The organism is Atopobium sp. (genome assembly GCF_034113385.1).
Taxonomy (GTDB): domain Bacteria; phylum Actinomycetota; class Coriobacteriia; order Coriobacteriales; family Atopobiaceae; genus Atopobium.
Genome location: NZ_JAXEXL010000015.1, coordinates 21,484 through 47,640, shown reverse-complemented (window position 1 = coordinate 47,640; position 26,157 = coordinate 21,484). Strand labels below are relative to the sequence as shown.

Below are 26,157 nucleotides of genomic sequence, written 5' to 3'. Positions count from 1 at the left end.
TTAGGCAGTGGTTGCTATGGTCATGCATACAATGAAATGGTAGCGCGTCAAAAAAAGCGCGCCTTGGGAGCGACACAAGCCGTCTACCCAAAACGCGCAAAGCTTACAGTAAGCGGCTCATTACCTCGAGATTTTCTCGACCTTAAGGCTGCGAGTCTTACCAGATGGGGTTACATACTCTACGGTCTCACCAATCTTGGCACCGATAAGAGCAGCGCCAACGGGAGACTCATTAGAAATGCGGTTGGACAGCGAGTCAGTCTCTGTGGTACCTACAATGGTGTACGAGAACTTCTTGCCCTTCTCGTTAGAAACCTCAACGGTAGAGCCAATGGATACAATGGCCTTGCGACCAGTACTTGCCTCAGCAAGCTTAGCAGTAGACAAAATCTTGCGAATCTCGGCAACGCGAGCTGCATTTTGAGCTTCTTCTTCCTTGGCGGCATCATACTCAGCGTTTTCTGAGAGGTCGCCCTGCTCACGTGCTTCCTTAATGGCAGCGATAATCTCGGTGTGCTTCTCGCCCTCACGCCACTCAAGCTCGTCTACAAGCTTCTGGCGGCCTTCGGGAGTAAGGATGATTTCTTTATCCATGCTCTGCTCTCTAATCGAAAATAACTAATGGGTGCCTTACGATAGTGGCTCTGGTGTGCCTGGACGCCTTTGTAGCATATGCCTTAGATATGTACACGGCACAGGCAACAAGACGACAAGACTACTCAGCGTCTTTATTAACAACCTCGGCATCTGTTACCTCGTCCTTGGTGGATTTGGTATCCTCTTCCATGCCCTCGCGAATGTTCTTGACGGTCTTACCAACGGTGCTACCAAGCTTGGGAAGATTCTTAGGCCCAAAGATGAGCAGAACAATTCCCAAAACGATGACAAGCTCCAAAGGACCCATTCCAAGAATCATAATTACCTCCGTATAAATGGACCTAACGATCCGTTGCGCGTAATTTCGCACCCTTCAGTATAAAAGGTAGATGCGTAAGTACACAAACTTTACTTACGTATTCGGTTATCCTACCACGTAGCGTTTTAAAATTTGCTCACTATTAACGTAAGAGTGGAAACTTATGGGTTTAAACACATCCACATTGGTATTTTGGGGCGTCAATCTGGTCCTTTGGATTGTCATGGCACTCATATTCAAACGCGTACTTATTTGGGGTCTTAAAAAGCGGGGAATTACCTTCATTCCTAAAACCATGTTTGGTCGTGCGCTTATTTTTGACTCCGAAGATCAAGATGGCACCCCCATTCGCCTTTTAAACGTCCGCAACACCTTCCAGTCTATTAGCTACACCGACCCCGAACTGCGCAATGAGTTGGTCTGTGAGTATCATCGAAGCTTTGCCCGCGCCCTCATTCTTACCGAGAAAAGCACGCCGCAAGATTCATGCGTTGTTATTGGCGGTGGCGGATATTCTTTCCCCAAATACCTCATTGCCCACTACCCCACTATGCAAGTAACCGCTATAGAGATTGACCCTCTTATCACCACACTTGCACGTGAACATTTCTTTTTGGACGACCTTATCCGCGATTTTGCTACCAAGAAAACCAACCGACTGGAATTGGTGTGCGATGACGGCTGGCAGTGGCTGCAAAAAAGCGAGCGCCACTTCAACATAGTGGTAAACGATGCTTTTTCTGGCGCTAAACCACTGGGTCCGATGGGGACTGCCGAAGGTGCCCGCATTATTCACGAGCACCTCAGCACAAAAGGGCTGTACCTTGCAAATGTGATTGCACCACTTGAAGGAAAAAAATCCAACCATCTGTACCGCACGCTTGAAACCTTTAAGCAGGAGTTTGCGCACGTATACCTTCTGCCCGAAGATGCACATGAACCAAAACGCCGCGCCAACAATGTCATGATTGCTTGCGACATAGCGTTAGACATAAGCATCTTTGCTCATGGACGTGAGGTCTAAAAACAAAGCATTTGCTCTTGGGTCTCACGCCCTTATCTGCCCTACACTCCATGCAGCCTTTGCGTCTTTTCGGCCTTAGGCTATTTTGCGCAGCTCAACCTTGGGCAAAATCTCATCACGATGAGCTGGATCATATTGTCCCGTGCAAGAAGACAGGGCAGCAGCACTGGCAACTGCAACGGCATAGACCAACGCATCGGGAGCACTCATAGCGCGTTCAAAACCAACTGCAAACGCAGCAACCATCGAGTCGCCGCAACCAACCGTATTGGCAACTTCAATTGCAGGAGGAATTGCCTGATACGTTCCTTGCTCGCATACGAGCAGTGCGCCGTCACCACCCAATGAAATAACTACCTGAGCAATACCTTCTTGGTGTAAACGTTGCGCGGCAGCTATAACGTCAGCGCGCGACTGCACTGAAATGTTAAACAGCGCCTCAATCTCATCTTGGTTTGGTTTTATCATGGTAGGCTGCGCTGCAATACCTAGGCGCAACGCCTCGCCCGATGTATCTAAAATAACTGGTTTGTTAGCCTGTTTACAGAGATCAACAAGTGTTTGATACGTATGCGTAGGAACACCCTTAGGCAAGCTACCTGAAATAGTTACCACATCTGATTGTGCAATGATACGTGGAAAATCTGCCAGATACTCCTCGAGCTCCTGCGCGCTTACCTCACAGCCCGGCTCCAAAAACTCTGTTGATGAGAAACGCTCATCTAAAATGTTAATGCAGCTGCGAGTCTCACCAGCAATGTGGCCAAAATTGCTCACAATACCATCTTGCTGGGTAAGATACTCAAGGTAGCTGCCATTAAAGCCACCAACAAGGCCTGTTGCCTGTACGGTTGACCCGCAGATTTTTGCAACACGGGCAACATTAAGCCCCTTGCCACCCGCGCTATTTTTTACTGCATGAACGCGCATAACTGTCCCACCAACAACTGGCTGATCCATGTGGTAGGCCTTATCAATAGACGCGTTAAGTGTGACTGTTGTAATCATTACGCCTCAAGCTCGTGAATGGTAACGCCTTTAACAACACGATTTACCGTACCAGTAGGCGATGGTGTATCGGGAGTATTGCCCACCTTAAGCGAGGTAAACAGTGAAATAGTTTGAGCAACCATAATAAAGGGCAAGGCCACATATGCCTCGGGCAGCAGCGCTTCTTCTGCAAACGTTATGGCATCACCCTCAAAGATTGTCTCTGCCTGCTGCTGAATAGCAACCGTATGCAGGGCAATATTGTCAGCTGCAATCTCGTGCAAAATATCCAAATCATACTGACGGGTATAGGGGTCATTGCCTACAAACACAAACACCAGCGTCCGATTGTTAACAAAGGACTTGGGCCCATGGCGATATCCCATGGGCGTATCAAAGGAAGTAGCAATTTTACCTGCAGTAAGCTCCAAAATCTTGAGTTGAGCCTCACGCGCCATAGCTCCCAATGAGCTCGAACCCAAATAGGTAATGCGCTCAAAATCATCCGTAAGCCACGAGGTAATTTCGTCCTCACGCGCCACAACCAAACGGCCCATACGTGCTGCCTGGGTAACCCATGCAGTCTTTTGAGCATCATCAGCGGTATCAAAAATTAAAGCACTCAGCAGTTCCATACAACTATAGCTGCCAGTCATAGCAAAGCCCTGATCATTTGCTCCTGGAATAAGCAGGGTAAGCGCATCGTCAGCGCCCTCAGACTGAACAGCCAGTTTACCGTCTGGAGCACAGGTAATATTGAGAAACAGGATATTGTCCACAACGCTTCGTGCACGAGCAACAGCTGCAAGACTCTCGGGGCTGTTACCACTGCGTGCAAATGACACAAGGACGCAAGGACGCTCGGGACGCAAGAAATTGTACGGAGCCGAAACAATATCGGTGGTAGGAATAGCCTTAAAATCAAACGCGCTGGCATTGCCCGTGCGACGCAAATAAGGCACAAGCGTATCGCCCACATAGGCTGAGGTACCAGCACCGGTAAAGACAACGTCAGTTATGCCTTCTCCCCCTAGATTTTGAGCACGTGCGAGAAAGGCCTGAATCTTTTCTTTATGAGTCAAGTAAATCTCAAGCGTATCCAACCATAAATCAGGCTGTTGTGCAATTTCCCGTGTTGTAATGTCTGCACCCAAAGCCTTGAGTTCAACTGTGTCTTTACTAAACATGGATACACTCCTATCTTATGCTGCAGGACTATCCCCTGCGATGTACGATTTTGTATTTAAATTGGTCGGCTCTGGCGACGCTATGCGTATACTCAATTGCCACGTTTTTATCGTTAAAGGTAATACGGGAAAGCTTGAGCACGGGCGAGCCCTCAGGAATGCCTAAAAGCTCAGCCTCTTCGCGGCGGGCAGTACTTGCACGAAACTCTTCATCGGCGAAGCGTATCTTCTGGTGATAGTCCTTCTCGACAATGTCATACAAAGGCTTTGTTGCCACCTCATGTTCTGACAATGAGACAAACTCACTCGCCGGAAGATAGCTTCGTTCAATCATCATGGGAATGCCGTCAGCAAGACGTAAGCGCCTGAGTTTAAACACCTTAGTGCCCAGGTGCAGACGGAGCATACTACTGGCATGCTTTGCTGCGGGGACAAGCCCAAACTCGAGCACTTTGGTTTGTGGATTTCGACCAAGACGATGCATTTCTTCAGTAAAGCTATACGCCTGAGAAAGATCGGTAACTCGATTGGTGCTATCGGCCACAAAGGTGCCTCGCCCATGCTGTCGGGTTACCAATCCTAGAGATTCTAGCTCTTGCAAAGCAAGGCGTACCGTGGTCCGAGAAAGGCCATACTGCTCAGAGAGCTCACGCTCAGATGGTAGAGGGTCATGAGCAACCATGTCATTTTCTATCTTTTCACGAAGTACATCCACGAGTTGGTCGTACAGCGGTTGTTTTCGTGATGCCATAGCCATAAGTAGTGCCTTCCTCATATATGTAAATGGAGGCGCATGGACGGCATTGCCCATACGCCTCCAAACTTACCCATACATCTAAAGGTTAGAGCTTAACCCCAGATACTAGGCCAGAGGCCAAAGGGACCAGCGCCCAAGATACCAATAAGCAGGATAAGACAAATAGCCTTGATAGGAGTGAAGTTCTTTTTAGCAAAGAGGAAGTACAGAAGCATTACGATTGACAGGGGTACCAACTTAGGGCAAATGCTGTCCAAAATGTTGGCAATATCAATGTTTACAGGAGACTCAACCATCTCCATGTAGGTAACCTCACTGGTGCCATTACCCAGATCCTTAACACCAGCAGTAGCAGGCTGACCACTAGCATCGGTACCAACAAGTGGCTCACCGTTTGCATCAACCATACCAGAAAGCGTAACGTCCTTATCGCCCTTGGAAATAACCTTGAAGCTGTCTACCTTATCGGTAGGAACTGTTGCGACATGAGCAACGTATGCTTGCGTGGTGCCATTAGGAATGACTGCCTTAATTTGCGTGCCACCCATGGTTACCGTCAAGCAACCTACAATGAAAACGCCCAAGATAGAAGCGGCGCGTGTAAAGGCCTGCATGTGCTCCATAAGAGAATCAAGAGCATTCATACCAAGCTTGTAGGACCAGTTCATCAAGCCAAAACGCAAAGCAAATTGAACTGCGTTAAAGATGAGCAAAAACAGAATGGGTCCAAAAATGTTGCCACTAATGGCCATGTTAGAGCAAATGCCTGCAGTAATGGGAACCAGCGTCATCCAAAACAGAGCATCGCCAATACCACCAAGGGGGCCCATCAAAGAAACGCGGACGGCGCGAATGGTGGGAATATCAACCTTCTTTTGCTCCATGGACAAGATAAGACCCATAGCAAAGGTTACCAAGAAGGGATGAATATTAAAGAACTCCATGTTATGGGTCATGGAAGTAGCAAGGTCTTCCTTGTCAGTGTGAATCTTCTCAAGACCAGGAAGGATGGAGTACAACCAGCCAGAAGCCTGCATACGCTCGTAGTTAAACGATGCCTGCAAGAAGCAGGAGCGCCATGCCATCTTGTTAAGAGTCTTTTGGTCAAGGTCGGCGGTGGGCTCCAGATTGCTGTAGTGCGTGAGTTCCTCCTTAGATGCCATCCTCTTCACCTCCGTCAAAAGTAGAACCGGAAACAGCGCCCTTAAGCTGGGTGTTTTGCTGATAATCCCAGTATGCAATGCCAAAGCCGATAAGGGCGAGGATGAGAAGGGCTGGCGTAGCAAGAGAGCTAATGCCCGAAACGATTAGTGCAAGACCAAAGCCCATGAAGTAGAAGCCCCACATGTCCTTGTTCATCATGAACTTAAGAAGAACAGCAAAGCCAACAAAGCGCATCATGCCACCAGCAGCAGAAAGTCCATCGGTGAGCCATTTGGGAAGAGAATCCACAACAGCCTGGCCCATGGTGGAACCACCGATGAAGAACAGGGTTACAACGATGCCAAAAATGCCACCAAGCATGCACATGGACAGATAGTTAATGCGCTCAATGCCCTTAGGATTAGCATCAGCTGCAAATTGATCTGCCTTGCTCATAAGAGGAGACATCAAAGTAAAGATAAGGGTTACGCCATACTGACCAAGCAAAGAGAAAGGAATTGCGAGGGCAACGGCTGCGTTAGGCTCAAGCTTAAGCGAAATCGCCAAAACGGTTGCCATAATGCCACCAACAACAGCGTTAGGTGGCTGAGCTCCGCCGATAGGCATATTGCCAATCGTCATAAGCTGATAGGTACCACCAACGATAAGGCCAGTGGGTAGGTCGCCAAGGATGAGGCCAATCACCATACCGGTGACAAGTGGCTGATACAAGGACTCGAGGAAGCTAAACTGGTCGATTGCAGCAACAAACGTTACGAGAAATACCAGAATAACTTGAAGAATCGAATAGTCCATCCTTGAACCTCCTTTCATAGATATACATGCTTCTGACTAGTGAAGTGCTTTTGTCAAACGCGCGTCGCCTTCACTTACGACGTACGTTCATGACCTTGGGGGGGTGGGCGCCCTGGTATGACGCCCACAAAGGGGGCTTAGTGCAGCTCATAGCTGCATATCTACTGAGCAGCTACTTAAAGAGCTTCTCGGTAGGCTCAACGGGCGTTGTGGGAACACGCTGGATAGACAGCTCAACGCCTAGCTCTTGGAGCTTTTTAAAGGTGGCAACATCGTCATCATCAACGGCAACAGAGGTGGCTACCTGGCGCTTATCGCCAGACATGTGCATGTTGCCGATGTTAATCTTTTTGATGGGCACACCGCCCTCAACAAGCTTGAGTGCATCCTGAGGGGTCTCGATAACAATAAAGATGTGCTGACGAGGTGCTGCTTTATGAATAATATCGATGGTCTTTTGAATAGAGAAATACCTGGTAGCCATGCCTTGAGGAGCTGCCATATTGCACAGGTTCTGACGCATTGTATTGGTTGCAATATCATCATTGGCAACCAAAATCAGATTGCAGTCAACGCTTTTTGCCCACTGAGTGGCAACCTGACCATGTAGCAAACGGTTATCAATCCTCACAAGAACGATATTTGGCTCCGCCATGCGTTGCTCCTTTCCTCTAACGACCTTACAGCCGTGTAATTACCTTTAGTCACGTAGCTTGTTTAGTTGCGTAACGTGGTGCTCGTCCATACTGAACGTGTGCTGCCCATGCCTGCTAGGCGCGCTCGTCCAATTCTTGGATAGCGTAGCGAGACACTTCCATAACTTCGCCTGATTTAATCTTTACGTCACAAGTCTCTTTGCCCACGCGCATAAGCGTGCCGTATATGCCTCCTGCAAATAACACGCGCTGGCCAACTGCCATGTTTTTATGCACATTGGCATAGGTATTTTTCTTGTTGCGCGTGCGTGTAAACGTCACGATAAACAGCACTACGCCAATGAGCGCAAACAAAATAAGAAGAGCAACTGAAGCACCTAAAACAGACTGTATAAATGATTCTGTTGTCATTAGATGCCCTCTTCCTCATCAAGCTCAGTATCTGAATTATTGTCTTGCTCAACGACATCGATTGACATGTGCGCAATACCAAGCGCATCAGCTGCTACGGCATTAACACAAATCTCATGGGCGCTTGTGCTCAATGCGCGCTCCATACCACACTCAAGCAGCATGGGAAGATTAACGCCCGCCACGACCTCTACGTTATCCATAGACTGAGCAGCCATCATAGCCTGATTAAAGGGTGTGCCACCGATAAGATCACAAAATACGGCAACACCATCGGTTGCGGTACGCAAATCCTTAATGGCATCAGCAAGTTTATTACCAAAGCTTGCGGCCTCATCCTCTTGGAAGGTAACTGCAACAACACCATCTTGTGGACCAGCAATCATAGTAAATGCGCTATACAGTCCTGTTGCAAAATCACCATGCCCCGTAATGATAAAACCAATCATGCAAGCCTCCCAGATACGTTATGCCACTCAAAGCGCGTAGGTAGGTTAACGCGCTGTTATGTAATCCACTCGAATGCAAGCCACTTGATAAACGCTCATACCACGTACGGCATTACTTTTCATATAAGTGGTTACTACCACATACCACTTGCCATTTATTTTACCGATTCTTTTAGGTATCCCTATCATTCTTGTGAAGTTTTCTCTTAAGCTAACGCTTACCGAGAGAAACCTACCATTCACATCGATTACGTGCAGTTACTGGTATTTTCTAATACATACCACTTCTGAATATTGCTCTCTTTTACACAATTTATGCGGGAGCTAATGCGATGTCATTGTGTGATGCTACAAGCTATTTGTATCATTATTTTTAAGATTATTTACAGCTACTGGTATTATATTTTTAGCAACAGATTAAGTGGACGCTTTGCTTTTTATAAGGATTAGCTTTTCTTACTCCGCATGCTTCTTATGCGGCTACGTTGTATGCGTTATTCCCAAATCCACATTTGAATTGCCCTGATGCTCTCTTCCACCTGAGCCGTCGTAGTAAATTGCGAAAGCGTAATTCTGGCATAGGGGATTGCCACAAAAAATGTGATCAGATCTGCAACTGGTTGTGCAAGTTGCACGCCTAGCAAACCAAAAAAGTGAGATAGCACCAGCACTGTTGGCCCAAGCACCAAGCCTAAGCGACACGCCCCAAGAATGGATGCGCCCCACACATGGCCTGAAGTCTGCAACATAAAGTTCGTAATCATAGCAACACCCGTCAGCGCCGCAGAAAAACTTGCCACGCGCAGCGTAAGCGTGCCAATAGTGACCACCTGTGGATCTTGCCTAAAAATCCAAATAAGTTGAGGTGCAAAAACGCAGGTAATTACTCCAATAGCAAGTACTAAAACAGTTGATGCGCGCAACGCAAAGGTATAACCTGCTAACACTCGCTCATGATGACGAGCGCCAATGTTATAGCCCAATACAGGCTGATACCCTTGGCCAATGCCAATTTGAATATAGTTGGCAAAGCCCGTAATGCGCTGAACAATAGCCATAGCGGCAACAGCGGCATCTCCAAAAGGTGCAGCTGCATTATTAAGCAGCGTTGTTGCAATACCTAACATGACTTGACGAACAAAGGAGGGTGCACCGCCATTGTTTATCTCATAAAACAGCTCTTTACTCGGACGAACCCACGAAAGAGATAGGGGCGTAAGTCCAATCTTTTGAGCTTCAAAAAGAAGTAAGATAAAGCCAATAAACTCACACACAATGGTAGAAATAGCACTGCCAGCAATACCTAGATGAAAACCAAAAATAAGCACCGGTGTAAGAAGTGCATTGAGTACCGCACCCGTAGTGATAGCCAGCATGGAGAAGAGCGATTCTCCCTCAAAACGTAACTGCATATTAAGCAAAATGGAGCTTGCCATCCAAGGAGCTCCACACAAAATGATGCTAATAAACGTTTTGGCATACGGCAAAATAGTGGGCGTTGCACCAGCTACCATACAGAGCGGCTCAATGAATAGGTTGCCCACCACAGCAATGAGCAGGCCAAAAATTAGCGTGCAGACAAGACCTGTGGATGCCATAACGTTGGCTTTTTCTTGCTGCTGCGCTCCCAAATAGCGTGAAATAGCGTTGCCAGTACCTTGCCCAAAATAAAACCCCGTTGCTTGAATTGCTGTCATAGCAACAAAAGAAATGCCAATAGCACCAGAAGCAGCCGTACTAATATGGCCTACAAAATACATGTCTACTAGGTTATAGAGAGCAGTAACTAAATTGGCCATAATGGATGGAATTGCAAGAGAAGTAATGAGTGGTGCAATGGGGCGCTCAATCATCTCATGAAACTTCTCTTCAGTTGTTTGATGCGCCTTTTTGTCAAACGCTGCTTTAAGTGAACTCATACCCTCTACGATACAAACCTCAGATACTAGTTGCTACGCTCATCCGCAGGAAACACAATTCCAGCACTCGCACGCGCCTCAGTAAGAACCTGAGCAATAACCAAGCTTTGCTCCAGACGATGCTCACACGCAGCGTAGTCATTCTGACGTATAATCCGAGCAAACTCACAAAACTCCGCTTCCATACGATTAGACAAGGCAGCATCAAAGTGCTCTTCCGTACCATCATTAAGATGCAGCGTAACGGCACCTCCTACGCTAGGAGACAGCTCTTGAATAAGATATCCCTTAGTGCCTTGAATAAGGTTACTGGTTGGCGCACCACAGTCTTTGGCAGCAATGGCAACCGCTTTGAAATCTCCATAGTCCAACGTAGTAATACCTGAGGTGTCAATAGCGCGCTCAATGTTGGCTTCATAGTGCACAGATGCGGGTTTACCAAAAAGACCCACCAGCCACGAGATGCAGTACGTGCCCAAATCCATAAGCGCACCACCAGCTTTGGCAGGGTCAAACGCTGGCAAAATAGTGCCCGCACAAAACGCATCATAGCGGCTGCTGTATTGGCTGTAATTTGTTGATGCAATATGCACCTGGCCAATGCGTCCCAGCCATTCTTGCAGCTTACGATAGTTAGGCTGATACAACGTTGTAATAGCCTCTAGCAAAAACACGCCCGCATTGCGCGCAGCACAAGCAAGCTCAAATGCCTCAGTCGCGTTGCTTGCAAAGGGCTTCTCCAAAATAACGTTAAGGCCCGCGCGTATTGCCTGCAGCGTAAGCTGGTAATGCAGGTGGTTTGGCACCGCAATATAGACGGCGTCGCAAGACAAGGTTGCAGCGGTGGCGGAGGCGGAGGTGGCGGCTGCTACTGGAGCGTCCGCAGCGGTAGATGCAGCGGTAACAGTAGCGAGAAAATCATCGTAGCTCGTAAACGCTTGTGCGTGGTAGCTTGCTGCCAGCTCACGAGTTTTCTGGGCAGACCGCTCAGTCCCCACAATGGCAACCACATCCCAGCCCCAATGTGCAAGGTTGGGCAGCGCATACGTTGCAATAAGCCCGGTTCCAACAACAGCGATTTTCATACTGCCTCCAACTATATAAAGCATTAGGCATGCTTTAGAGGTCTTCTCTAGTTCTTAATCCGTCGTGTCATTATTAATTTTAATAATGACACGACGGAACACAGAGACAACAAAAAGCCACCGCGTATGCGATGGCTTGAACCGGTCATGGTCGGGTTGATGCGATTTGAACGCACGACCTCTCGGTCCCGAACCGAGCGCTCTACCAAGCTGAGCCACAACCCGATGTATAGCGAAGTTATCCTAACAGAAAATTATATCCTTTGCGGACCATGATTGATAATGCGCGTAGCAAGCCCATCGAGGCCACAAGCTTGCGCGTCTTGCGCAATGCGATGTGCCGCCTCATGGGATTCACAGAGCGCAAAAGAACTACTTCCCGAACCCGTTACCAGCGTTGCAAGCACTCCTTTTTGCTCCTTAAGCCACTGTGCGCTGTGTGCCACCTCAGAAGACAACTGACACGCAATGGGGCCAAGATTGTTTGCCATGCTTGCACACAAAGCATCACGTTTGTTGGCACGCAAAGCCGCAAGAACCGCTTGCAAATCCCCCGTGGGAACCGGAGCGTCGTCAAAAGCCGCATACGCTTCAGGGGTCGAGACCCCCACCGAGCCCGCAGGACGCACTAACGCCACAGGCATGCCATCTAGAGCGGCAAATTCTTCGCGCAGGGTGTCGCCCGCGCCATCAAGATAGCAGGGTATGCCTCGCAAAAAGAAGGGTACGTCTGCGCCAATACTACGTGCAACCTCCACGACCTTCTTTGCAGTTGGATCAAGGTGGTTAAACTCGCAGAGAGCCAAAATAGTGGCAACAGCATCAGAGGACGAACCACCCAAGCCAGCTTGTGAAGGGATGTGTTTGTGCACGTAAATGGAGTAGGCTGGCTCAAATCCAAACGCTTTGCCTATGGCAACGGCGGCACGCCAGCAGGTATTGGACGAGTCTGCACAACCCACGTCGGGCATGCAGGTAACAGAAAGCTCACGCGCAGGAGCAACGGTTACCGTATCCCAAAAGTCTATGGCTGCCATAACGGAATCTACCTTGTGGTAGCCGCGCGCATCGCGTCCTTCGTGGACGCCCAAATAGAGATTGATTTTTGCAGGTGCCCTGTAGGACAGCTGCATTAGCTGTGTGTCGTCTGTCATGCGAGGTATGTTCGATAGATTGTATGCTCGTAAACCTGCTCTATTCTTCGATTACAAAATCAAAGATTTTCTCGCCCGTGTCACTATTATAAAGCTCGACCGTGCCAGTAAGGACATCTACATACTGATACGACTGACGTGCCGTACGACCACGGCGCTCCTCAACCTCAACGATAAACAAAGAGGGGTGAGCGCCCACAAGCACACCCGCACGCTCGACAATGCGGCTGCGACCCATATTTGCACGCACGCGCAAGCGTTGACCCTGCAGCTCCTCGAGCTTCTCGCGAATCAGGTCTACCCTGTTTGCGGGGGGCATCTCGTTTTCCATAGGAACCTCCAGTCCGCCTAACTGCGGATTTGTGAGAATAATCATAATGAGCCAAAGATGAATGATACTAGGCTGGATACCAGACCTCAACCCGCCCACTAATTAAACAGACCTTCTAACGGCACGCATTTTGGATAAACGGGTAAGATTGCCATAATTACCATGGCGAAAGGACTCCTATGAACAATACTCGCGTAGCGCGCGTTATGACTAATTTAGAAGCACGTGGCCTCAAGCAGCTTTTTATTTGTGACCCTCTGTCCATCAAATGGCTTACGGGATACTACACCATGCCGTTTGAACGCTTTTTTGGCTTGCTCTTGGTAGCTGGCGAGAAACCCGTCATGTTTTGCAATCGCCTCTTCCCGGATGCTTCTGGCTCATGCGACCGTATTGTTCTGTTTGATGACACGGACAATCCCATTCCGCTCGTTGCAAAGCACTGTCTGCATGACCAGGCGCTCGGTATAGATAAAGTACTGGCTGCCAAGTGGCTTCTTCCGCTTATGGAATCAGGGGCAGCGCACAGCTACCTGCTGGCTTCTGAGGCAGTGGACGATGCGCGCTCCATTAAAGATGAGGCAGAACAGCAGGCCATGCGCACGGCTTCTGTCACCAACGATAAGGCCATGGAATGGCTTCGTTCGCAGGTCAGGGCTGGTGTAACGGAGCTAAGCATTGCTGAGCGCCTTCTGGCTGAGTATCGTCGTTTGGGTGCCCAAGACCACTCGTTTGATCCCATTGTAAGTTTTGGCGCCAATGCCGCCGACCCCCACCACGAGCCCGACAATACCATTTTGGAAGACGGACAGATTGTATTGTTTGACGTAGGGTGCAAGCAGGATGACTACTGCTCTGACATGACCCGCACCTTTTGGTTTGCTGGCGAAAAAAACATTGAGCCTGATAGCTTGTCATACCGCGTGTATGAGACGGTCCGCAAGGCAAATGAAGCTGCTGAGGCTATAGTTCGCCCTGGTGTTACCTTTGCTGAAATTGACAAAACAGCTCGTGACATTATTGCTGCTGAAGGCTGGGGTGAGTACTTTACTCACCGATTAGGTCACCAGATTGGTCTGGAAGACCACGAGCCGGGCGATGTCTCTTCTACACATACTGAACCTGTGCAAGTTGGCCAGGTTTTCTCGATAGAGCCTGGCATATACATTCCCGGTAAAGTGGGCGTACGCATTGAAGACCTGCTGATTGTTACCGAAGATGGCTGTGAGGTCCTCAACTCATACCCTAAGGAGTTTACTGTTTTGCACTAGACGGTTTAACACAACACTATTTTGTATGAGCTGCTTGGCATAAGACTATTTTGCGCAAGACATCATGAGCCTTAATGCCAGGTACCGCCCGTATCTATTGCGTGGAATAAGAACGCATTAAGCATAGCTAAAACTACCACGCCAACAAGCACCCAAATGATTACCACAAGCACTCGATAGTGTTTAGCAACAAGCCACTCATAGAGTTTGCCCACACCGCGCAACTGCAATAATCCCATCAGACCAAACGTTAAAGAAGCTCGCAAGCAAATAAGACCATCAGGAGTAACCAAGAAATCCCAGCCAGGGATTCTATAGTCCCATGTTTGCACCTGTAACACATGAAGCATAGTAAGACCTGAAGCATATTCCAAAGCCGTTGCCAACACAGCTGACTCTATCAGTTGTATAGCAGGATGGAATTGCTGGCGGCCCAAACCAAAAGCAAGTTCAATGGCAACGGAGCCAATAGCATATATCATCAAAAAGGGTATGCCCAAGCCTCCATGACCAAAATCTATGGGCACCCCATTAAGTGGCGCACAGATACATACTTCATACAGCCACCCAGCAAACCCACCAATAAGAAAAACAAAGGCAATACGAGTGAGGACAACCCCCAGCGACGTGTTATCTACCTGAGACAACTCTTGTACAGGTATCGTTGGGACGGACACGTCTTGTATGTCTGCTTCTTGGGTGGCTACTTTTTTAGTCACGGCTGCTTCCTCTGCTTCTTTGCGCAAGCTTTAGTAAGAGCAACGTGCCAAAGCTTCCCCATCTGCAACAACAACACAGTTGGTATGGAGTTGCAAAATGGAAGCAGGCACTTGGGGTGTAACTGGGCCAAAACACATGTCATACACAGCATCTGCCTTAGCAGCGCCACTGGCAACAACCAAAATAGAGCGAGCCATCATAATGGTTTGAACACCCATCGTGTATGCCTGGCGAGGTACATCCTCAGCCTTCTCAAACAGACGAGCGTTAGCCTGAATAGTGGACTCGGTAAGATCTACACAATGCGTGCCCTTAGAAAAGGCTGTATCAGGCTCATTAAAGCCAATGTGTCCATTGTTGCCAATGCCCAACAGTTGCAAGTCGCAAAAACCTGCCTCTTCAATCATATCATCGTAGGTAGTGCATGCCTCTTCGATGTTGGGGTTAGCACCATCGGGAACATGAACGTTGTTGGGATCAATATTGATGTGATTGAAGAACTTATCATTCATAAAGTAGTGATAGCTCTGAGGATCATCATGCTCAAGACCGCGATACTCATCCAAGTTATAGGTACGCATCTGGGAAAAATCTACATCACCCTTTTTGTACCATTCAATGAGCTGGCTATAGGCGCCAATTGGCGTAGTCCCCGTAGCAAGACCGATAACTGACTCAGGTTTAAGGATTACCTGAGCGGAAATAATATTGGCTGCCTTACGGCTCAAATCCTGGTAGTCCTTAGCAGGAATAATCTTCATTGCACACTCCTTTTCAAAAACCATATGCTCACATCATGACATAACGCGCGTACATACAACACCTAAAGTTGAGAAGCCAGATCCTTCAGTGCGTAAAAACGATGAGAAATGCTGTTCTTTTGCTCGGGCGTGAGCTGTGCCATGGTCAGCCCCTCCACAGCATCTGGCAAAAACAAGGGGTCATAGCCAAAGCCGTTAGTACCCTGAGGCGCGTATCCAATCTTGCCAGGGCAAATGCCTTCGCCTACTACAACCGTGCCGTCTTTCTTTATAAACACTACGCTGGAATGGAAATGAGCGTTGCGTTTATCGTCATCTACAAATGTAAGCTCACTCAGCAGCTTATTATTGTTTGCTTCATCATTACCATGCTCACCTGCATAGCGAGCACTATAGATGCCTGGTGCACCATCCAGGGCATCTACTACCAAACCGGAGTCATCTGCAATGGCCATAAAACCCGTTTGCTCAAAAGCGGCACGAGCCTTAATAAGTGCGTTAGCCACAAAACTGTCTCCATCCTCTACTGGATCGGGAAACTCGCCAAGCTCACCCAAGGCAATAAAGCGCACATCAGGCAAAACTTCACGTAAAATAGCCTCGATTTCCACCACTTTATGCGCATTGCCCGTTGCTACCACAACAGTTTTATTGGGATCGAGTGTTGAGCCATCTACTGCCATACCAGTTCCTTACTCCTTAAAGTTAGTCACGCTATTTTGCAGTTCCAGCAGCTGAGCAATGCCGTTCTGCCCCATATCCAAGAGCTTGTTAAGCTCCTCACGATTAAACGACATCTGCTCTCCCGTACCTTGGAGTTCAATAATGCCGCCCGTGCTGGTACCAACAAGATTCATATCTACCTGAGCGTGGGAGTCCTCAGCATAGTCAAGGTCCAACAAAAGCTGGCCATTAACCTTGCCCATAGAGATTGCAGCTACCTGACTTGTAAGAGGTAAGCGGGCTAGAGCGCCTTTCTCGACCCACGCCATAAGCGCATCGTGCAAGGCAACCCAAGCGCCTGTGATAGAAGCAGTCCGAGTACCACCATCTGCCTGAATAACATCACAGTCAACCGTGACCGTAATCTCTCCCATAGCTCGCAGGTCTACCACGGTGCGTAAGCTACGCCCAATAAGACGCTCTATTTCCATAGAGCGACCTTTACGGCCCTTATACTCGCGAGCAGTACGCCTATTAGTGGAGGCAGGCAACATAGCGTATTCAGCCGTTACCCATCCAGCTCGAGAAGACAGGCGCCATTTGGGAACCGACTCCTCAATGGTGGCGCTGCATAGCACGCGCGTATCGCCAAACTCAACCATGCAGGAACCCAAAGCATGTTTCATAACGTCACGCGTAAGGGTAACAGGGCGCATTTGATGTGCCGCACGTCCAAAAGAGCGTTCAAGCGCCCTTGTGGTTACCTTGTCATGAGCGCTGTTCTTAGCCGCAGGAACATCTGCCAAAACGTCCTCCTATAAGGTTTCGAGCTCGGAAAGCTCAATATGTTCAATGGAATCTAAATCGTGGCCAAAAACAAACTTGCCAGCCACCGCAAAAGACGTGATGTCATCCGATGTGGTAGCAAAACGATATGTTGGCTCTGCATGCACCCCACGAACTGCATCTGAAGAAGCTGCCAAGATACCGCGACGCTTAAGGGTTTCCTTTACCTCACGTGCGGTTTCTTCTGCAGGGTCTACAATGCACACGTCATCCCCCAGCACCGCCTTAATCTGGGCCGACAACAGCGGAAAATGCGTACACCCTAATACAACGGTATCAATACCTTTATTGAGTAGGGGCGCGCAATCCTCACGTACCATAGCGTAGACCTCAGGCGTATCAAAAATCTCTGGGTTGTGCTTCCAGTCTTGATGCATATGTCCACCGTGAGCAAGTTCTTCCTCTACGGTCTGGACAAACCGCGGAGCCGCACACTGGGTGACCTCTACGCTGGCATCCAAAAAATGCAGTGCCTGCGCGTATGAGTTGGACGCAACCGTGCCTTGCGTAGCCAACACACCAATTTTGCGTGAGCGAGAAGCCATACAAGCTGCACGTGCACCAGGCTCAATCACACCAATAACGGGAACGGGAAGCTCTTTTTGCAAGGTATAAAATGCCGCTGCCGTAGCAGTGTTACAGGCAATAACCATGAGCTTAATATCATGCTTAGCAAGCCATTTGCCTACTTGCCGAGCAAAGCTGCGAACCTCTACTTGCTTACGCGGACCATAAGGACAGCGCTTGGTGTCTCCCACATACCAAATAGACTCGTTAGGCAAATGATCCGACAAAGCACGAGCAACCGTCAAGCCGCCAAGGCCTGAATCAAACACACCAATGGGCAAACTAGGCTGTAACATACCAGCACCCCCAATAGCAAACGAGCCCAATAGCATAGCTACCGGGCTCGAAGATATACATGGTGGGCGATGAGGGATTTGAACCCCCGACCTTGTGCGTGTAAGGCACCTGCGCTAGCCGCTGCGCCAATCGCCCGAATGCGGAGAGAATCTTACCATAAACTCTAACCCGTATGCAAAATGATTTTACATTCCTCCACAATTTTGTTGAAGTCCCGTTAAACTCTTCATGCGCTCATCCAGCCCAGGCAAACAATTCGTATACTTACAGCTATGAATACAACAACGTTTACAGAGCTGGCCAACCTCCTTGCGCAGCACAAGCTGCTCGTACAAGCCACGCCAAGCTCCCCCACCACACCACTGCCCATTTTTGGTACTGCGTGCGACTCCCGCGCCGTCCGCAAAGGCAATCTATTTATTTGCAAAGGCGCTGCTTTTAAACAACAGTTTTTGCAAGCGGCCCTTACTGCTGGTGCCGTTGCCTACGCATGTACTGCCGAGAAGTACCCTGAGCTTGCAGCGCTTGCCCCCCACACCCCCGCTTTGGTGGTAAGTGACATACGCCGTGCCATGGCATATCTCTCTGCTGCAGCATGGGGATTCCCCGACCAAAACATCACCATTGCGGGCATTACGGGCACCAAAGGCAAATCCACTGTGGCGTATATGCTACGCAGCATTTGCGATAAGGGCACTGCTTACGCACACGCCTCTGTTATAGGCTCTATTGAAACCTACGATGGTATTGAGCGTGAAGAAAGCCACAATACAACCCCCGAAGCTCCTGATTTATGGCGTCATCTTGCCCATGCTCAAGCCTCTGACCATAGTCCCATGATTATGGAAGTTTCTAGCCAGGCCCTTAAGTACGACCGTGTGCTCGGCTTGCATATAGGCGTAGCTGGTTGGCTTAATATTGGCCGTGATCACATCTCTCCTAATGAGCATGTCAACTTTGAGGACTATTTTCTTAGCAAGCTCAAGCTTTTCTCGCTTACCAACAAGGCTGTTATTAATCTAGAAACAGACCAGCTTGATCGAGTGCTTGCAGCCGCATCCAGTGTAAAGACACAAACCACCTATAGCGCCGCTGGTTGCGCTGCGCATACGTATCAAACATCTGATGGAACCACGCGCACCATAGTGCCTAACCTGTGGGCAGAAAAGATAGAACCTGGCTTTGGCTCATTGAGGTTTGTGTGCCACACCCCCCAATGGACCGACACGGTGCTGCTTAGCATGGCAGGTCTGTTTAACGTAGACAACGCCTTATGCGCCATTGGTATGGCACAGCAAATGGGCTACAACAAACAAGAGATTTGCGATGGCTTAGCCAACTGTCATGTGCCCGGCCGCATGGAGATTTCTCCCGCTTCTACCAGCCATGTTGTGGGTTTGGTTGACTACGCTCACAACCGCCTCTCATTCCAGAAGTTTTTCTCGTCCGTTAAGAAAGAGTTTGCTGGCCGCAAAATTATTGCCGTCTTTGGCTGTGCTGGTGGTAAGGCCTATGAGCGTCGTCAGGAGTTACCAAAGGAAGCCGCCAAATGGTGCGACCTTATGATTTACACCTCCGAAGACCCTTGGAATGAACCTACCGAGAAAATCTGTGCAGAAATGGCGGCTCATACACCGGCTGGCGCTGCCTACGAAGTTATTACCGATCGCACGGCGGCCATTTGTCGCGCTGTTGAAGTGGCGCAGTCCTTTGAGCAAGACAGCATTGTCTGCCTGCTTGCCAAGGGCGATGAAGTAGAGATGCACCTGGGCAATGAGTTTGTTCCCATGACCCCCGACGGTGATGTGTTTGCGCAGGCCATGGCCGCGTATGACGGACTGCAATATGGTGGCCTACACTATGGCGGCTTGCATCCGGAGGTTTAATTGAGCGCTCCATTGATTCCCGCGGTGCACGCGGCGCCCATGGCTGCCGCTGCGGACGCGACGTCCGCAGCGTCCGCAGCGACTTTCCCCACCCTGCCTTTGAGCGCACAGGACAAGGCTCGGTTGGCTAAGATTCGCTACGTTATGACAGACCTCGACGGCACTATGCTTACGGGTGCCTCGGCTGTACAAAACAGCTCCAAGCTTCCCAGCGCACAGCTCATTCAAACCCTGATTGACCTGCGCAATGCTGATATTGAAGTGGTTCCCGTTTCTGGTCGCAATCGTGCCATGACCTTTGAGGATGCACGGCTGCTAAGTTTTAATGCCTGGATTGCCGAGATGGGTGGTCTTATCTGCACCAAAAGCGGCAGCCAACCTGAATGGGCTTACTTTACCGGAGACATGCCCTACAACCATGAGTCCCTCAAGACGCCGCATGATTTTATTTGTGAGACGGGCATTGTAGATGAACTTATTGCTCGCTATCCCGGCCAGCTCGAAACCTACCACGACAACTACGTGGGCTTTGAATACCGCGAAGTCAGTGTTGCTTTGCGCGGAAGCGTGGAGGCGGCTACGGTCCAAGCATTGCTTGATACCTGTCCACTTCCTCTCTATCTTGCCGACAATGGGCTGGTCAAACGCATGAACGGCACCACTACACTACAAAACGTAGACATGATACACCCCCAGGGCATCCACACCTACCACATCATGCCTCGCGGCCTTACCAAAGGCTCGGGCATTGCGCAATTTGCCAAACTCATGCATATCGAGAAGGACCAGATGCTTGCAGCAGGTGATTCGCCTGCAGACTGCGAAATGGCAGACTATGTTGGCACATTCCTCTTTATGAAAAATGGCTTTGAACACAATGATGCCGCCGTTGAACTTGCCAAGCATCCAAATGCTTACGTATCGCGGTATCCATCCACCGATGGCTGGTGCGAAGCCATGCAAACGCTGCTTGCTGCTCACGGTAGGTAAGGACAAAAAAATAAGCTTCCACCCCCCACGGGATAAAAGCGTAACGGTAAAAAACAAGCCGCTGGAGTTAATCCAGCGGCTTATCACAACCTAGTAAATCACAGAGATTAAGCGGGCTTACTCTACCAAGCAATCACTACATCTGTTCTCTCTTTTTACGAAGCACCCAAGCAAGAGCAGTAAGCACTGCAGATGTGCACAGTATGGAAACAACACTGCCAGCTGTATCGCCCGTCTTAGGAAGAATGCTAATCGGAGGCGTTACCACAGTTGGTTTTGGCGTGTTTTTCACCTCAAGCTTAATCACAGTGCCGTTTTCCTCAACCTTAACGGCAACTGGTTTCTGATCAAGCTCATAGCCCTCTGGCGCCTTAGTTTCCACAAGCTCATAGTTACCGTAAACGACATCGGTAAAGACCAACGTGCCATCAGCACCGGTTTTGCCCTGCGCCACGACCTTATCGCCCTGCTTAAGCTCAAACTCAGCACCAGAAAGCGTTTTGCCCTGATGTTGTGCATCGACCTTTGTTATGAGGACCGTGCCCTTGATCTTCTGATCCTTGACCGTAATCTTTACCTCTGCACCATGCTCGCGAATTTGAACAGGCATGGGCGTCGCATCCAAAACATATCCTTCGGGTGCCTTGGTCTCTACCAAGGTATAGTCGCCAAAAGCGACGTCCGTAAAGCTTAGCGTACCCTCATCATCGGTGGTGCCCTGTGCTACCACCGTATCGTCCTTCATGAGCGAGAACTCAGCACCGGGGAGCAATTTGGCTTCATCCTCGGCGTCGGCCTTAGCCACCACAACAGAGCCCTTGATTTGCTCATCACCAACGGTCAAAGAGACAACCTGCCCCTGCGTAGCAATCTTTACGGGATACGGTGTTTGATCAAGTACGTATCCTTTGGGTGCGGCAGTTTCTACTACCTCATACTCGCCGTAAGGGACATCAGTAAAGGTAAGGATGCCTTTATCGTTGGTAACGCCCTTACGTACTGCAACGCCATCTTTTCTTAGCTCAAACCCTGTATTAGGCAGAAGTTTGTTGCCGTCTTCCTTGGCTACCTTAGAAACTTCAATGCTGCCATGAATGCGCGTATTGGTAACGATTGCAACGGTATAGGTAGCACCCGCGCCGTTCTGAGCACCTTCATAAGGCTTTGTTGTGTATGCATACGATGCAACGTATCCCTCGGGAACAGACGTTTCCCTAACGGTGTAGTGAGCAGCAGCGCTTGTGGCAGCGTTATGAGCAAGTAGGTTGGTAAAGGTAGCGGCCCAAGGAGTTGCGCTTGTGCTCGACAGGTTGGCTGCAGGAACTGCTGCATTATCAATGTCTTTAGCAGCTGCGCCATCTGCCAGCAACTCTACAGCCAAGGGTTCATGCTCAATAGCTGTGCCTTCAGAGCCGTCCGCATTCTTGCCTTCAACCCAAACCTTATTGACCTCAACCTTAGTAACTTGCGTTAAACCAATATTTAAACTCAAGGCATTATCATCCGCTACAGTTACTCCCTGTATGGAAGCAGTGGTTTGGTCTGCAGAAGCACCCATGACCATGTCACCCTTTAAAGGAGAGAAACGCACAAACGTACCTGCAGCCGAAGATGTTGGATCTGTTGGGTTATATGCCTTAACAGTGTAGGCATCAAGTTTACCTGAAGAATTAGAAGACCAATTCTTAAGACCCTTAAACTCGTAAACACCATTCTTACCCGTTGTAGCGGTATCTACCAACGTGCCAGCGGCATCGTAAAGCTCAAGCTTCATGCCAGGAATTACCTTGGATTTCTCACTGTCATCCATCGTGCCATCAAAGTCCGCATCCACCCAAGCAACGCCTTTAAGCACGCCGGGAGTAGGGGTTATGGCTACTGGTTGACCATAACGATAGCCCTTGCCTGTATTAAGATCACGCAGATATGTTGGTGTATATACATCAACAAGCTTCTTCTCAAGGTCTTCCTGAGAAATGTCACGTAACGTCAAATTAAACTTGAATTCCTCACGAGTGCCAGCAGTAAACGCGTGGCTCTCGGGAGAAGAGACACGAACGAAGTTGACAGCATCCCAATCCGCCTGCTTCCAAGCGGTAGTATCGCTCTCGTTTGTCCAATTAAAACCATCCCAATCAAGCGCCTGTGATGTAGGCGTGGCGTGTTTTGCGTAAGAAATGGTATAACCCTCGGGAAGCTTGCTCTTAAGCCCACCATTGAGGAAGGTATCAAACTGGAATGCCCCATTGGGCTGGATGGCTTTACCCCAATCCTGGCCCTTCTTTGGTACCGGCCAATAGATAGTAACGCCCTTAGCATCCATCTGTGTAGGATTGTTGGCAATAAGACGATAATCAACGGTACTGTTGGCACCAATCAAAGTCTTAGCCAAACCATCGTAAGTGATATATAAGGAATCTGGTTGGGTTGCCATCTTGGCGGCAGATTTCACTACAAGGTCTGTGGGAGCCTTAATGACCCACTTTCCCACAGGTTTGCCAATCATATCTTCAGTGCTGCCATCGCCGTTAAGATCCCATACGTCTTTGGTCATGCCCTCGCCATATGCAAGCTCTTCTTTGGTATCTGTATCGTACTCAACCCACATCAGTTCTTCGTAGGTTCCAGGTACGTCCTTCTCAGGATCTGAGTTAAAGCTCACGCACAAAATGGGATTACCTGTATACGCCCAGTATGCGGAGTTAACAGCATAGGGGACTGCCTGCGCAGATTCCCTCCAGTACACAGAGGGACCAAAGGTGCGCGTATCATATATGTCTTGATCAGAGGTAAGCTTTGAAAAATCAAGTTTATATACTTTTGCCTGGGGATATACCTGCTTCAAAGCATCAGATGTTGGTACCACCGACACATCGGGCTGTTTAAGACTAGTATTATCGCTGCTCGCGCCCTGTTGTTTCCAGACATCCTTAGCGTAAACGGAACGATATCTCATTTGGAAGCTTAGATCATCTCCCAAAGGACTGATGTAATAAATTGCTTTATAAGTTTCCGCGCCCTGTTTTGCACTATCCCAAACGGGAGTAAAGTAATCAAATCTTGAATCACGTAGCTGGTCACCAACTATAAAATTAAGCGGATTACCGCTATGCCAGCCCCAAACAGGGCCATGACCTTGTATGAAACTTTTACCAGTAAATGCCGTAAACGTATCGCCAATAGTCACATGATCAGCCGAGCGACCAGGATATTTAAGAAGGACTTCTCCCTTGCCATCATTAAAGTCCCATTTGTCTTGATTACGGTGATGCCAATTTGGTTCTTCTGCACCCGTATTCTCTATGCGAATGCGGGTTTTAAAGAGAGAAGAATCATTTCCCCACTGACCTTTTATACGCACGTCATTGGTCAGCACATTGCCGAAGAATATAAAAACGGCAGTCTCAGATCCATTCTCACTTCCGTCCTGAGAATTATTATACCAAGTAGTAAATTCGGTTTTAGCAGGAATGGTATCAATCTTATATTCAATATGCTTAAGGTACATACCCTCCACGTGTTTACCCAACACATCTTCCACGCGGAAGCGCTGCTTAACCTTAGAGGCATCTAAGTTGTAATTTGAGAGCTCGCCAGTCTTGCTATTCCAAAGCGTAACTTTAAAATCACTCACATGCGTAGGCTGCGTACCATCTGCTTTCTGACGAGAAATAAGAGGAAGCGCCTGTGCTGTTATACCAGCAATTTTGGTGTTATTTACATCGTAATCAATACTGATAGTCTTGTTGCGACTATTTGCCGTACCGCGATTGCCCACCGTAAAGTAACCGAGACCGCGTTCTTGCGTGTGCTCAAAGCCGGGAGCTCCTAGGTACACTTCACTATCGGCAATATAGCCTTCCCACAAAGGCCAATCCTTACCTTTGCCGTACATGGTGGTGTTAACATACACGTCTTCCTGAGGGGCAACAATCTCATACCGCATAGTTTTGAGCTTGCTTGCGTCGTAAGACATATATGAGCTAGAACTCGTAGGGTTGTAGTACTTTACGCCTACATCTAGCTGGCTTATTTCTGCAATACTACCCACAGGGAAGTCTTCTTTTGGAAAACGCCACATAGGATTAAAGCTTACGTTTTGGCCAGCAATAGGAATGGTTTGGTTTTTTGTTCGCTGCCAAACATAGAGCTTCTTGCCAGCGGGAACAGTGTATTCTGTGCCCGTGCTCAAAGTAAACTTCTCGCCGGGATTAAGAATCTTGAGGTCTTTTTCTTCTACCCCTTTTCCACCAGATGCAGAATAGCGTCCAAGATATACTGCTTTTTCGGGAACAAGCATGGCATAGAAATAATCTTCCAGCATGCGGGCCTCATCGTTGCCCTCTAAAGTTGCACGCCAAGCCACATCGTGTCCGGTGCCTATAGGAGAATCCAGGCCAACTTCAATGTTGCCGTTTTTATTTAGCATCGTGAAGTAATCTTCATGAAAGCCAATAACGCTCAGCCCAGGCCTCTTGGTAACTGCGATATCAGTACCGAGTTTGGCAGTAGTGGGAGCCTCCCCTGCCTTGGTGTACTGTTGCGTTACGGTAATTGCATCAGAAATGTTTGCAAGACCTGTATCACGGGAAAAGGCAAGGCCCATGGGCAAATTAAACGTAACTTCTTGAGTGGTATCTTGGAACGATAAGGTAAGAGTGCCTGCGGAGTTCCAACCGTATACCGTAACAGGTTTTTTGGAAGCGTCAGTCTGTTTATCAGGAGTAATAATGCCGTCTTTTTGAAGCTCACCAACCCAGCCAGCTGTTTTATCAAATTTAAAATCTGTATTCCACTGCATACCATAAGGAAGGGCTACCTCAATAGACTTATTGGAAGCAGATGGAAAGACAGCATGGATGCGCAAATTGAACTTCTGACCTTTTGCAAAAGACATACTCGCTTTAGGGTCAGTAAGTGTCCCATAGGTGGTTTTATCATCTTCGGATACCAGGCTTGCTTCAATAACAGCCTGACGCGCAGGAGCTGCAGCACGACTCTCTGCCGTAGGGGCAGCAGAGCTGCGAGCAGTAGACGCTACCTCTTGTGTGCCAGATGCCGCCTCTTGCGCGCTCGATGTTGCCTCACCGGAAGGAGAGGCTGCTGGGGAACTATTGCCCCCCCCTGTTGGCTGCTCTAACGATGGCGCGGTAGTTGCTGGCAACTCTTCTGCCACCGCAATGCCTGCAGGAAAAGCTGCTTGCCAGACGAGCAACGCCGTCAGTACTGCTGAGATAAAACGTTTTGTAGTAATCATATATGTTCCTGAATGACAACTTACCAAATGATATACATATTCTCTCAATAATACCAATACA

Annotated in this window: 24 protein-coding genes and 2 tRNA genes; 4 read left to right on the top strand and 22 right to left on the bottom strand. The window is 48.7% G+C overall.

Translation table 11 applies throughout. The annotated features are described in order from the left end of the window. Window positions 1-120: 120 nt before the first annotated feature. The gene (gene greA / locus SPD80_RS05230) at window positions 121-594 is read right to left on the bottom strand and encodes a transcription elongation factor GreA (RefSeq protein ID WP_320605426.1); all 474 of its coding nucleotides are present in this window, start codon (window positions 592-594) and stop codon (window positions 121-123) included. A 121-nt stretch (window positions 595-715) separates the two neighbouring features. After that, window positions 716-916: a twin-arginine translocase TatA/TatE family subunit gene (locus tag SPD80_RS05225; protein WP_320605428.1), complete on the bottom strand. Its 201-nt coding sequence runs from the start codon at window positions 914-916 to the stop codon at window positions 716-718. A gap of 163 nt (window positions 917-1,079) precedes the next feature. Here SPD80_RS05225 and SPD80_RS05220 point away from each other — a divergent pair, with 163 nt between their 5' ends. Then, a complete protein-coding gene (locus SPD80_RS05220; RefSeq protein WP_320828814.1) occupies window positions 1,080-1,940 on the top strand; it encodes a fused MFS/spermidine synthase in 861 nt (286 codons plus the stop codon). A 75-nt stretch (window positions 1,941-2,015) separates the two neighbouring features. Here SPD80_RS05220 and pfkB read toward each other — a convergent pair whose 3' ends face one another. The 13 genes from pfkB to SPD80_RS05155 form a co-directional block, all read right to left on the bottom strand. Further along, the gene (gene pfkB / locus SPD80_RS05215) at window positions 2,016-2,948 is read right to left on the bottom strand and encodes a 1-phosphofructokinase (protein WP_320828812.1); all 933 of its coding nucleotides are present in this window, start codon (window positions 2,946-2,948) and stop codon (window positions 2,016-2,018) included. Continuing rightward, on the bottom strand, window positions 2,948-4,117 hold the full coding sequence (locus SPD80_RS05210) for an SIS domain-containing protein (RefSeq protein ID WP_320828810.1): 1,170 nt from the start codon (window positions 4,115-4,117) through the stop codon (window positions 2,948-2,950). The genes pfkB and SPD80_RS05210 overlap by 1 nt, the downstream gene beginning before the upstream one ends. A gap of 28 nt (window positions 4,118-4,145) precedes the next feature. Further along, window positions 4,146-4,874, bottom strand: a complete 729-nt coding sequence (locus SPD80_RS05205; protein WP_320828808.1) for a GntR family transcriptional regulator — start codon at window positions 4,872-4,874, stop codon at window positions 4,146-4,148. Between the two features lie 92 nt (window positions 4,875-4,966). Further along, a complete protein-coding gene (locus SPD80_RS05200; RefSeq protein WP_320605370.1) occupies window positions 4,967-6,037 on the bottom strand; it encodes a PTS system mannose/fructose/sorbose family transporter subunit IID in 1,071 nt (356 codons plus the stop codon). Beyond that, window positions 6,027-6,833 carry a PTS sugar transporter subunit IIC gene (locus SPD80_RS05195; protein ID WP_320605368.1) on the bottom strand — a complete coding sequence of 269 codons (807 nt, stop codon included), beginning with the start codon at window positions 6,831-6,833 and terminating at the stop codon, window positions 6,027-6,029. Before SPD80_RS05195 ends, SPD80_RS05200 begins: the two co-directional genes overlap by 11 nt. 172 nt (window positions 6,834-7,005) lie before the next feature. Next, window positions 7,006-7,488 carry a PTS N-acetylgalactosamine transporter subunit IIB gene (gene agaV / locus SPD80_RS05190; RefSeq protein ID WP_320605366.1) on the bottom strand — a complete coding sequence of 161 codons (483 nt, stop codon included), beginning with the start codon at window positions 7,486-7,488 and terminating at the stop codon, window positions 7,006-7,008. Between the two features lie 115 nt (window positions 7,489-7,603). After that, window positions 7,604-7,900 (bottom strand): preprotein translocase subunit YajC, encoded by a 297-nt coding sequence (locus SPD80_RS05185; RefSeq protein WP_320828806.1) that lies wholly within the window; start codon window positions 7,898-7,900, stop codon window positions 7,604-7,606. Beyond that, complete coding sequence (locus SPD80_RS05180) at window positions 7,900-8,349, bottom strand: PTS sugar transporter subunit IIA (protein ID WP_320828805.1); 450 nt, start codon at window positions 8,347-8,349, stop codon at window positions 7,900-7,902. The genes SPD80_RS05185 and SPD80_RS05180 overlap by 1 nt, the downstream gene beginning before the upstream one ends. Window positions 8,350-8,843: 494 nt before the next feature. Then, window positions 8,844-10,268, bottom strand: coding sequence for an MATE family efflux transporter (locus SPD80_RS05175; RefSeq protein ID WP_320828804.1), 1,425 nt, complete (start codon window positions 10,266-10,268; stop codon window positions 8,844-8,846). A gap of 26 nt (window positions 10,269-10,294) precedes the next feature. Continuing rightward, on the bottom strand, window positions 10,295-11,353 hold the full coding sequence (locus SPD80_RS05170) for a Gfo/Idh/MocA family oxidoreductase (protein ID WP_320605358.1): 1,059 nt from the start codon (window positions 11,351-11,353) through the stop codon (window positions 10,295-10,297). A gap of 148 nt (window positions 11,354-11,501) precedes the next feature. After that, window positions 11,502-11,578: transfer RNA gene (locus SPD80_RS05165), tRNA-Pro, on the bottom strand. Between the two features lie 29 nt (window positions 11,579-11,607). Then, on the bottom strand, window positions 11,608-12,507 hold the full coding sequence (gene ispE / locus SPD80_RS05160) for a 4-(cytidine 5'-diphospho)-2-C-methyl-D-erythritol kinase (protein WP_320828803.1): 900 nt from the start codon (window positions 12,505-12,507) through the stop codon (window positions 11,608-11,610). A gap of 40 nt (window positions 12,508-12,547) precedes the next feature. After that, window positions 12,548-12,838, bottom strand: coding sequence for a Veg family protein (locus SPD80_RS05155; RefSeq protein WP_320605353.1), 291 nt, complete (start codon window positions 12,836-12,838; stop codon window positions 12,548-12,550). Window positions 12,839-13,017: 179 nt separating this feature from the next. On the opposite strand from SPD80_RS05155, the gene SPD80_RS05150 reads away from it, so the two are divergent. Then, on the top strand, window positions 13,018-14,109 hold the full coding sequence (locus SPD80_RS05150) for an aminopeptidase P family protein (RefSeq protein WP_320828802.1): 1,092 nt from the start codon (window positions 13,018-13,020) through the stop codon (window positions 14,107-14,109). A 71-nt stretch (window positions 14,110-14,180) separates the two neighbouring features. Here the strand turns inward: SPD80_RS05150 and SPD80_RS05145 are convergent, their stop codons facing one another. The 6 genes from SPD80_RS05145 to SPD80_RS05120 all read right to left on the bottom strand — a co-directional run bounded on the left by SPD80_RS05145 (window position 14,181) and on the right by SPD80_RS05120 (window position 18,098). Next, window positions 14,181-14,828, bottom strand: a complete 648-nt coding sequence (locus SPD80_RS05145) for a putative ABC transporter permease (protein WP_320828801.1) — start codon at window positions 14,826-14,828, stop codon at window positions 14,181-14,183. Window positions 14,829-14,858: 30 nt separating this feature from the next. Further along, window positions 14,859-15,590 (bottom strand): glucosamine-6-phosphate deaminase, encoded by a 732-nt coding sequence (gene nagB, locus SPD80_RS05140; RefSeq protein WP_320605266.1) that lies wholly within the window; start codon window positions 15,588-15,590, stop codon window positions 14,859-14,861. A 62-nt stretch (window positions 15,591-15,652) separates the two neighbouring features. Continuing rightward, window positions 15,653-16,273, bottom strand: coding sequence for an RdgB/HAM1 family non-canonical purine NTP pyrophosphatase (rdgB, locus tag SPD80_RS05135; protein WP_320605268.1), 621 nt, complete (start codon window positions 16,271-16,273; stop codon window positions 15,653-15,655). 9 nt (window positions 16,274-16,282) lie between these two features. Next, complete coding sequence (gene rph, locus SPD80_RS05130) at window positions 16,283-17,059, bottom strand: ribonuclease PH (RefSeq protein WP_320828800.1); 777 nt, start codon at window positions 17,057-17,059, stop codon at window positions 16,283-16,285. A 9-nt stretch (window positions 17,060-17,068) separates the two neighbouring features. Then, window positions 17,069-17,962: a glutamate racemase gene (murI, locus tag SPD80_RS05125; protein ID WP_320605272.1), complete on the bottom strand. Its 894-nt coding sequence runs from the start codon at window positions 17,960-17,962 to the stop codon at window positions 17,069-17,071. Between the two features lie 60 nt (window positions 17,963-18,022). Further along, a tRNA-Val gene (locus SPD80_RS05120) sits at window positions 18,023-18,098 on the bottom strand. A 137-nt stretch (window positions 18,099-18,235) separates the two neighbouring features. On the opposite strand from SPD80_RS05120, the gene SPD80_RS05115 reads away from it, so the two are divergent. Both SPD80_RS05115 and SPD80_RS05110 read left to right on the top strand, forming a co-directional pair. Beyond that, window positions 18,236-19,849 (top strand): UDP-N-acetylmuramyl-tripeptide synthetase, encoded by a 1,614-nt coding sequence (locus SPD80_RS05115; RefSeq protein ID WP_320828798.1) that lies wholly within the window; start codon window positions 18,236-18,238, stop codon window positions 19,847-19,849. Further along, window positions 19,850-20,839: an HAD-IIB family hydrolase gene (locus SPD80_RS05110; RefSeq protein WP_320828797.1), complete on the top strand. Its 990-nt coding sequence runs from the start codon at window positions 19,850-19,852 to the stop codon at window positions 20,837-20,839. It begins immediately after the preceding gene. A gap of 136 nt (window positions 20,840-20,975) precedes the next feature. On the opposite strand, the gene SPD80_RS05105 is transcribed toward SPD80_RS05110, so the two are convergent. Further along, window positions 20,976-26,096 (bottom strand): SpaA isopeptide-forming pilin-related protein, encoded by a 5,121-nt coding sequence (locus SPD80_RS05105; protein WP_320828795.1) that lies wholly within the window; start codon window positions 26,094-26,096, stop codon window positions 20,976-20,978. Between the last annotated feature and the right edge of the window lie 61 nt (window positions 26,097-26,157).

What these genes read in the sequence shown, in the direction of transcription:
- SPD80_RS05115 (WP_320828798.1), top strand. Translation starts at nt 18,236, where the DNA reads ATGAATACAACAACGTTTACAGAGCTGGCCAACCTCCTTGCGCAGCAC.
- rdgB (WP_320605268.1), bottom strand. Translation starts at nt 16,273, where the DNA reads ATGGCAGTAGATGGCTCAACACTCGATCCCAATAAAACTGTTGTGGTA.
- SPD80_RS05180 (WP_320828805.1), bottom strand. Translation starts at nt 8,349, where the DNA reads ATGATTGGTTTTATCATTACGGGGCATGGTGATTTTGCAACAGGACTG.
- murI (WP_320605272.1), bottom strand. Translation starts at nt 17,962, where the DNA reads ATGTTACAGCCTAGTTTGCCCATTGGTGTGTTTGATTCAGGCCTTGGC.
- SPD80_RS05220 (WP_320828814.1), top strand. Translation starts at nt 1,080, where the DNA reads ATGGGTTTAAACACATCCACATTGGTATTTTGGGGCGTCAATCTGGTC.
- SPD80_RS05185 (WP_320828806.1), bottom strand. Translation starts at nt 7,900, where the DNA reads ATGACAACAGAATCATTTATACAGTCTGTTTTAGGTGCTTCAGTTGCT.
- SPD80_RS05195 (WP_320605368.1), bottom strand. Translation starts at nt 6,833, where the DNA reads ATGGACTATTCGATTCTTCAAGTTATTCTGGTATTTCTCGTAACGTTT.
- nagB (WP_320605266.1), bottom strand. Translation starts at nt 15,590, where the DNA reads ATGAAGATTATTCCTGCTAAGGACTACCAGGATTTGAGCCGTAAGGCA.
- SPD80_RS05205 (WP_320828808.1), bottom strand. Translation starts at nt 4,874, where the DNA reads ATGGCTATGGCATCACGAAAACAACCGCTGTACGACCAACTCGTGGAT.
- SPD80_RS05170 (WP_320605358.1), bottom strand. Translation starts at nt 11,353, where the DNA reads ATGAAAATCGCTGTTGTTGGAACCGGGCTTATTGCAACGTATGCGCTG.
- agaV (WP_320605366.1), bottom strand. Translation starts at nt 7,488, where the DNA reads ATGGCGGAGCCAAATATCGTTCTTGTGAGGATTGATAACCGTTTGCTA.
- ispE (WP_320828803.1), bottom strand. Translation starts at nt 12,507, where the DNA reads ATGACAGACGACACACAGCTAATGCAGCTGTCCTACAGGGCACCTGCA.
- SPD80_RS05150 (WP_320828802.1), top strand. Translation starts at nt 13,018, where the DNA reads ATGAACAATACTCGCGTAGCGCGCGTTATGACTAATTTAGAAGCACGT.
- SPD80_RS05105 (WP_320828795.1), bottom strand. Translation starts at nt 26,096, where the DNA reads ATGATTACTACAAAACGTTTTATCTCAGCAGTACTGACGGCGTTGCTC.
- SPD80_RS05200 (WP_320605370.1), bottom strand. Translation starts at nt 6,037, where the DNA reads ATGGCATCTAAGGAGGAACTCACGCACTACAGCAATCTGGAGCCCACC.
- pfkB (WP_320828812.1), bottom strand. Translation starts at nt 2,948, where the DNA reads ATGATTACAACAGTCACACTTAACGCGTCTATTGATAAGGCCTACCAC.
- greA (WP_320605426.1), bottom strand. Translation starts at nt 594, where the DNA reads ATGGATAAAGAAATCATCCTTACTCCCGAAGGCCGCCAGAAGCTTGTA.
- SPD80_RS05210 (WP_320828810.1), bottom strand. Translation starts at nt 4,117, where the DNA reads ATGTTTAGTAAAGACACAGTTGAACTCAAGGCTTTGGGTGCAGACATT.
- SPD80_RS05225 (WP_320605428.1), bottom strand. Translation starts at nt 916, where the DNA reads ATGATTCTTGGAATGGGTCCTTTGGAGCTTGTCATCGTTTTGGGAATT.
- SPD80_RS05175 (WP_320828804.1), bottom strand. Translation starts at nt 10,268, where the DNA reads ATGAGTTCACTTAAAGCAGCGTTTGACAAAAAGGCGCATCAAACAACT.
- SPD80_RS05155 (WP_320605353.1), bottom strand. Translation starts at nt 12,838, where the DNA reads ATGGAAAACGAGATGCCCCCCGCAAACAGGGTAGACCTGATTCGCGAG.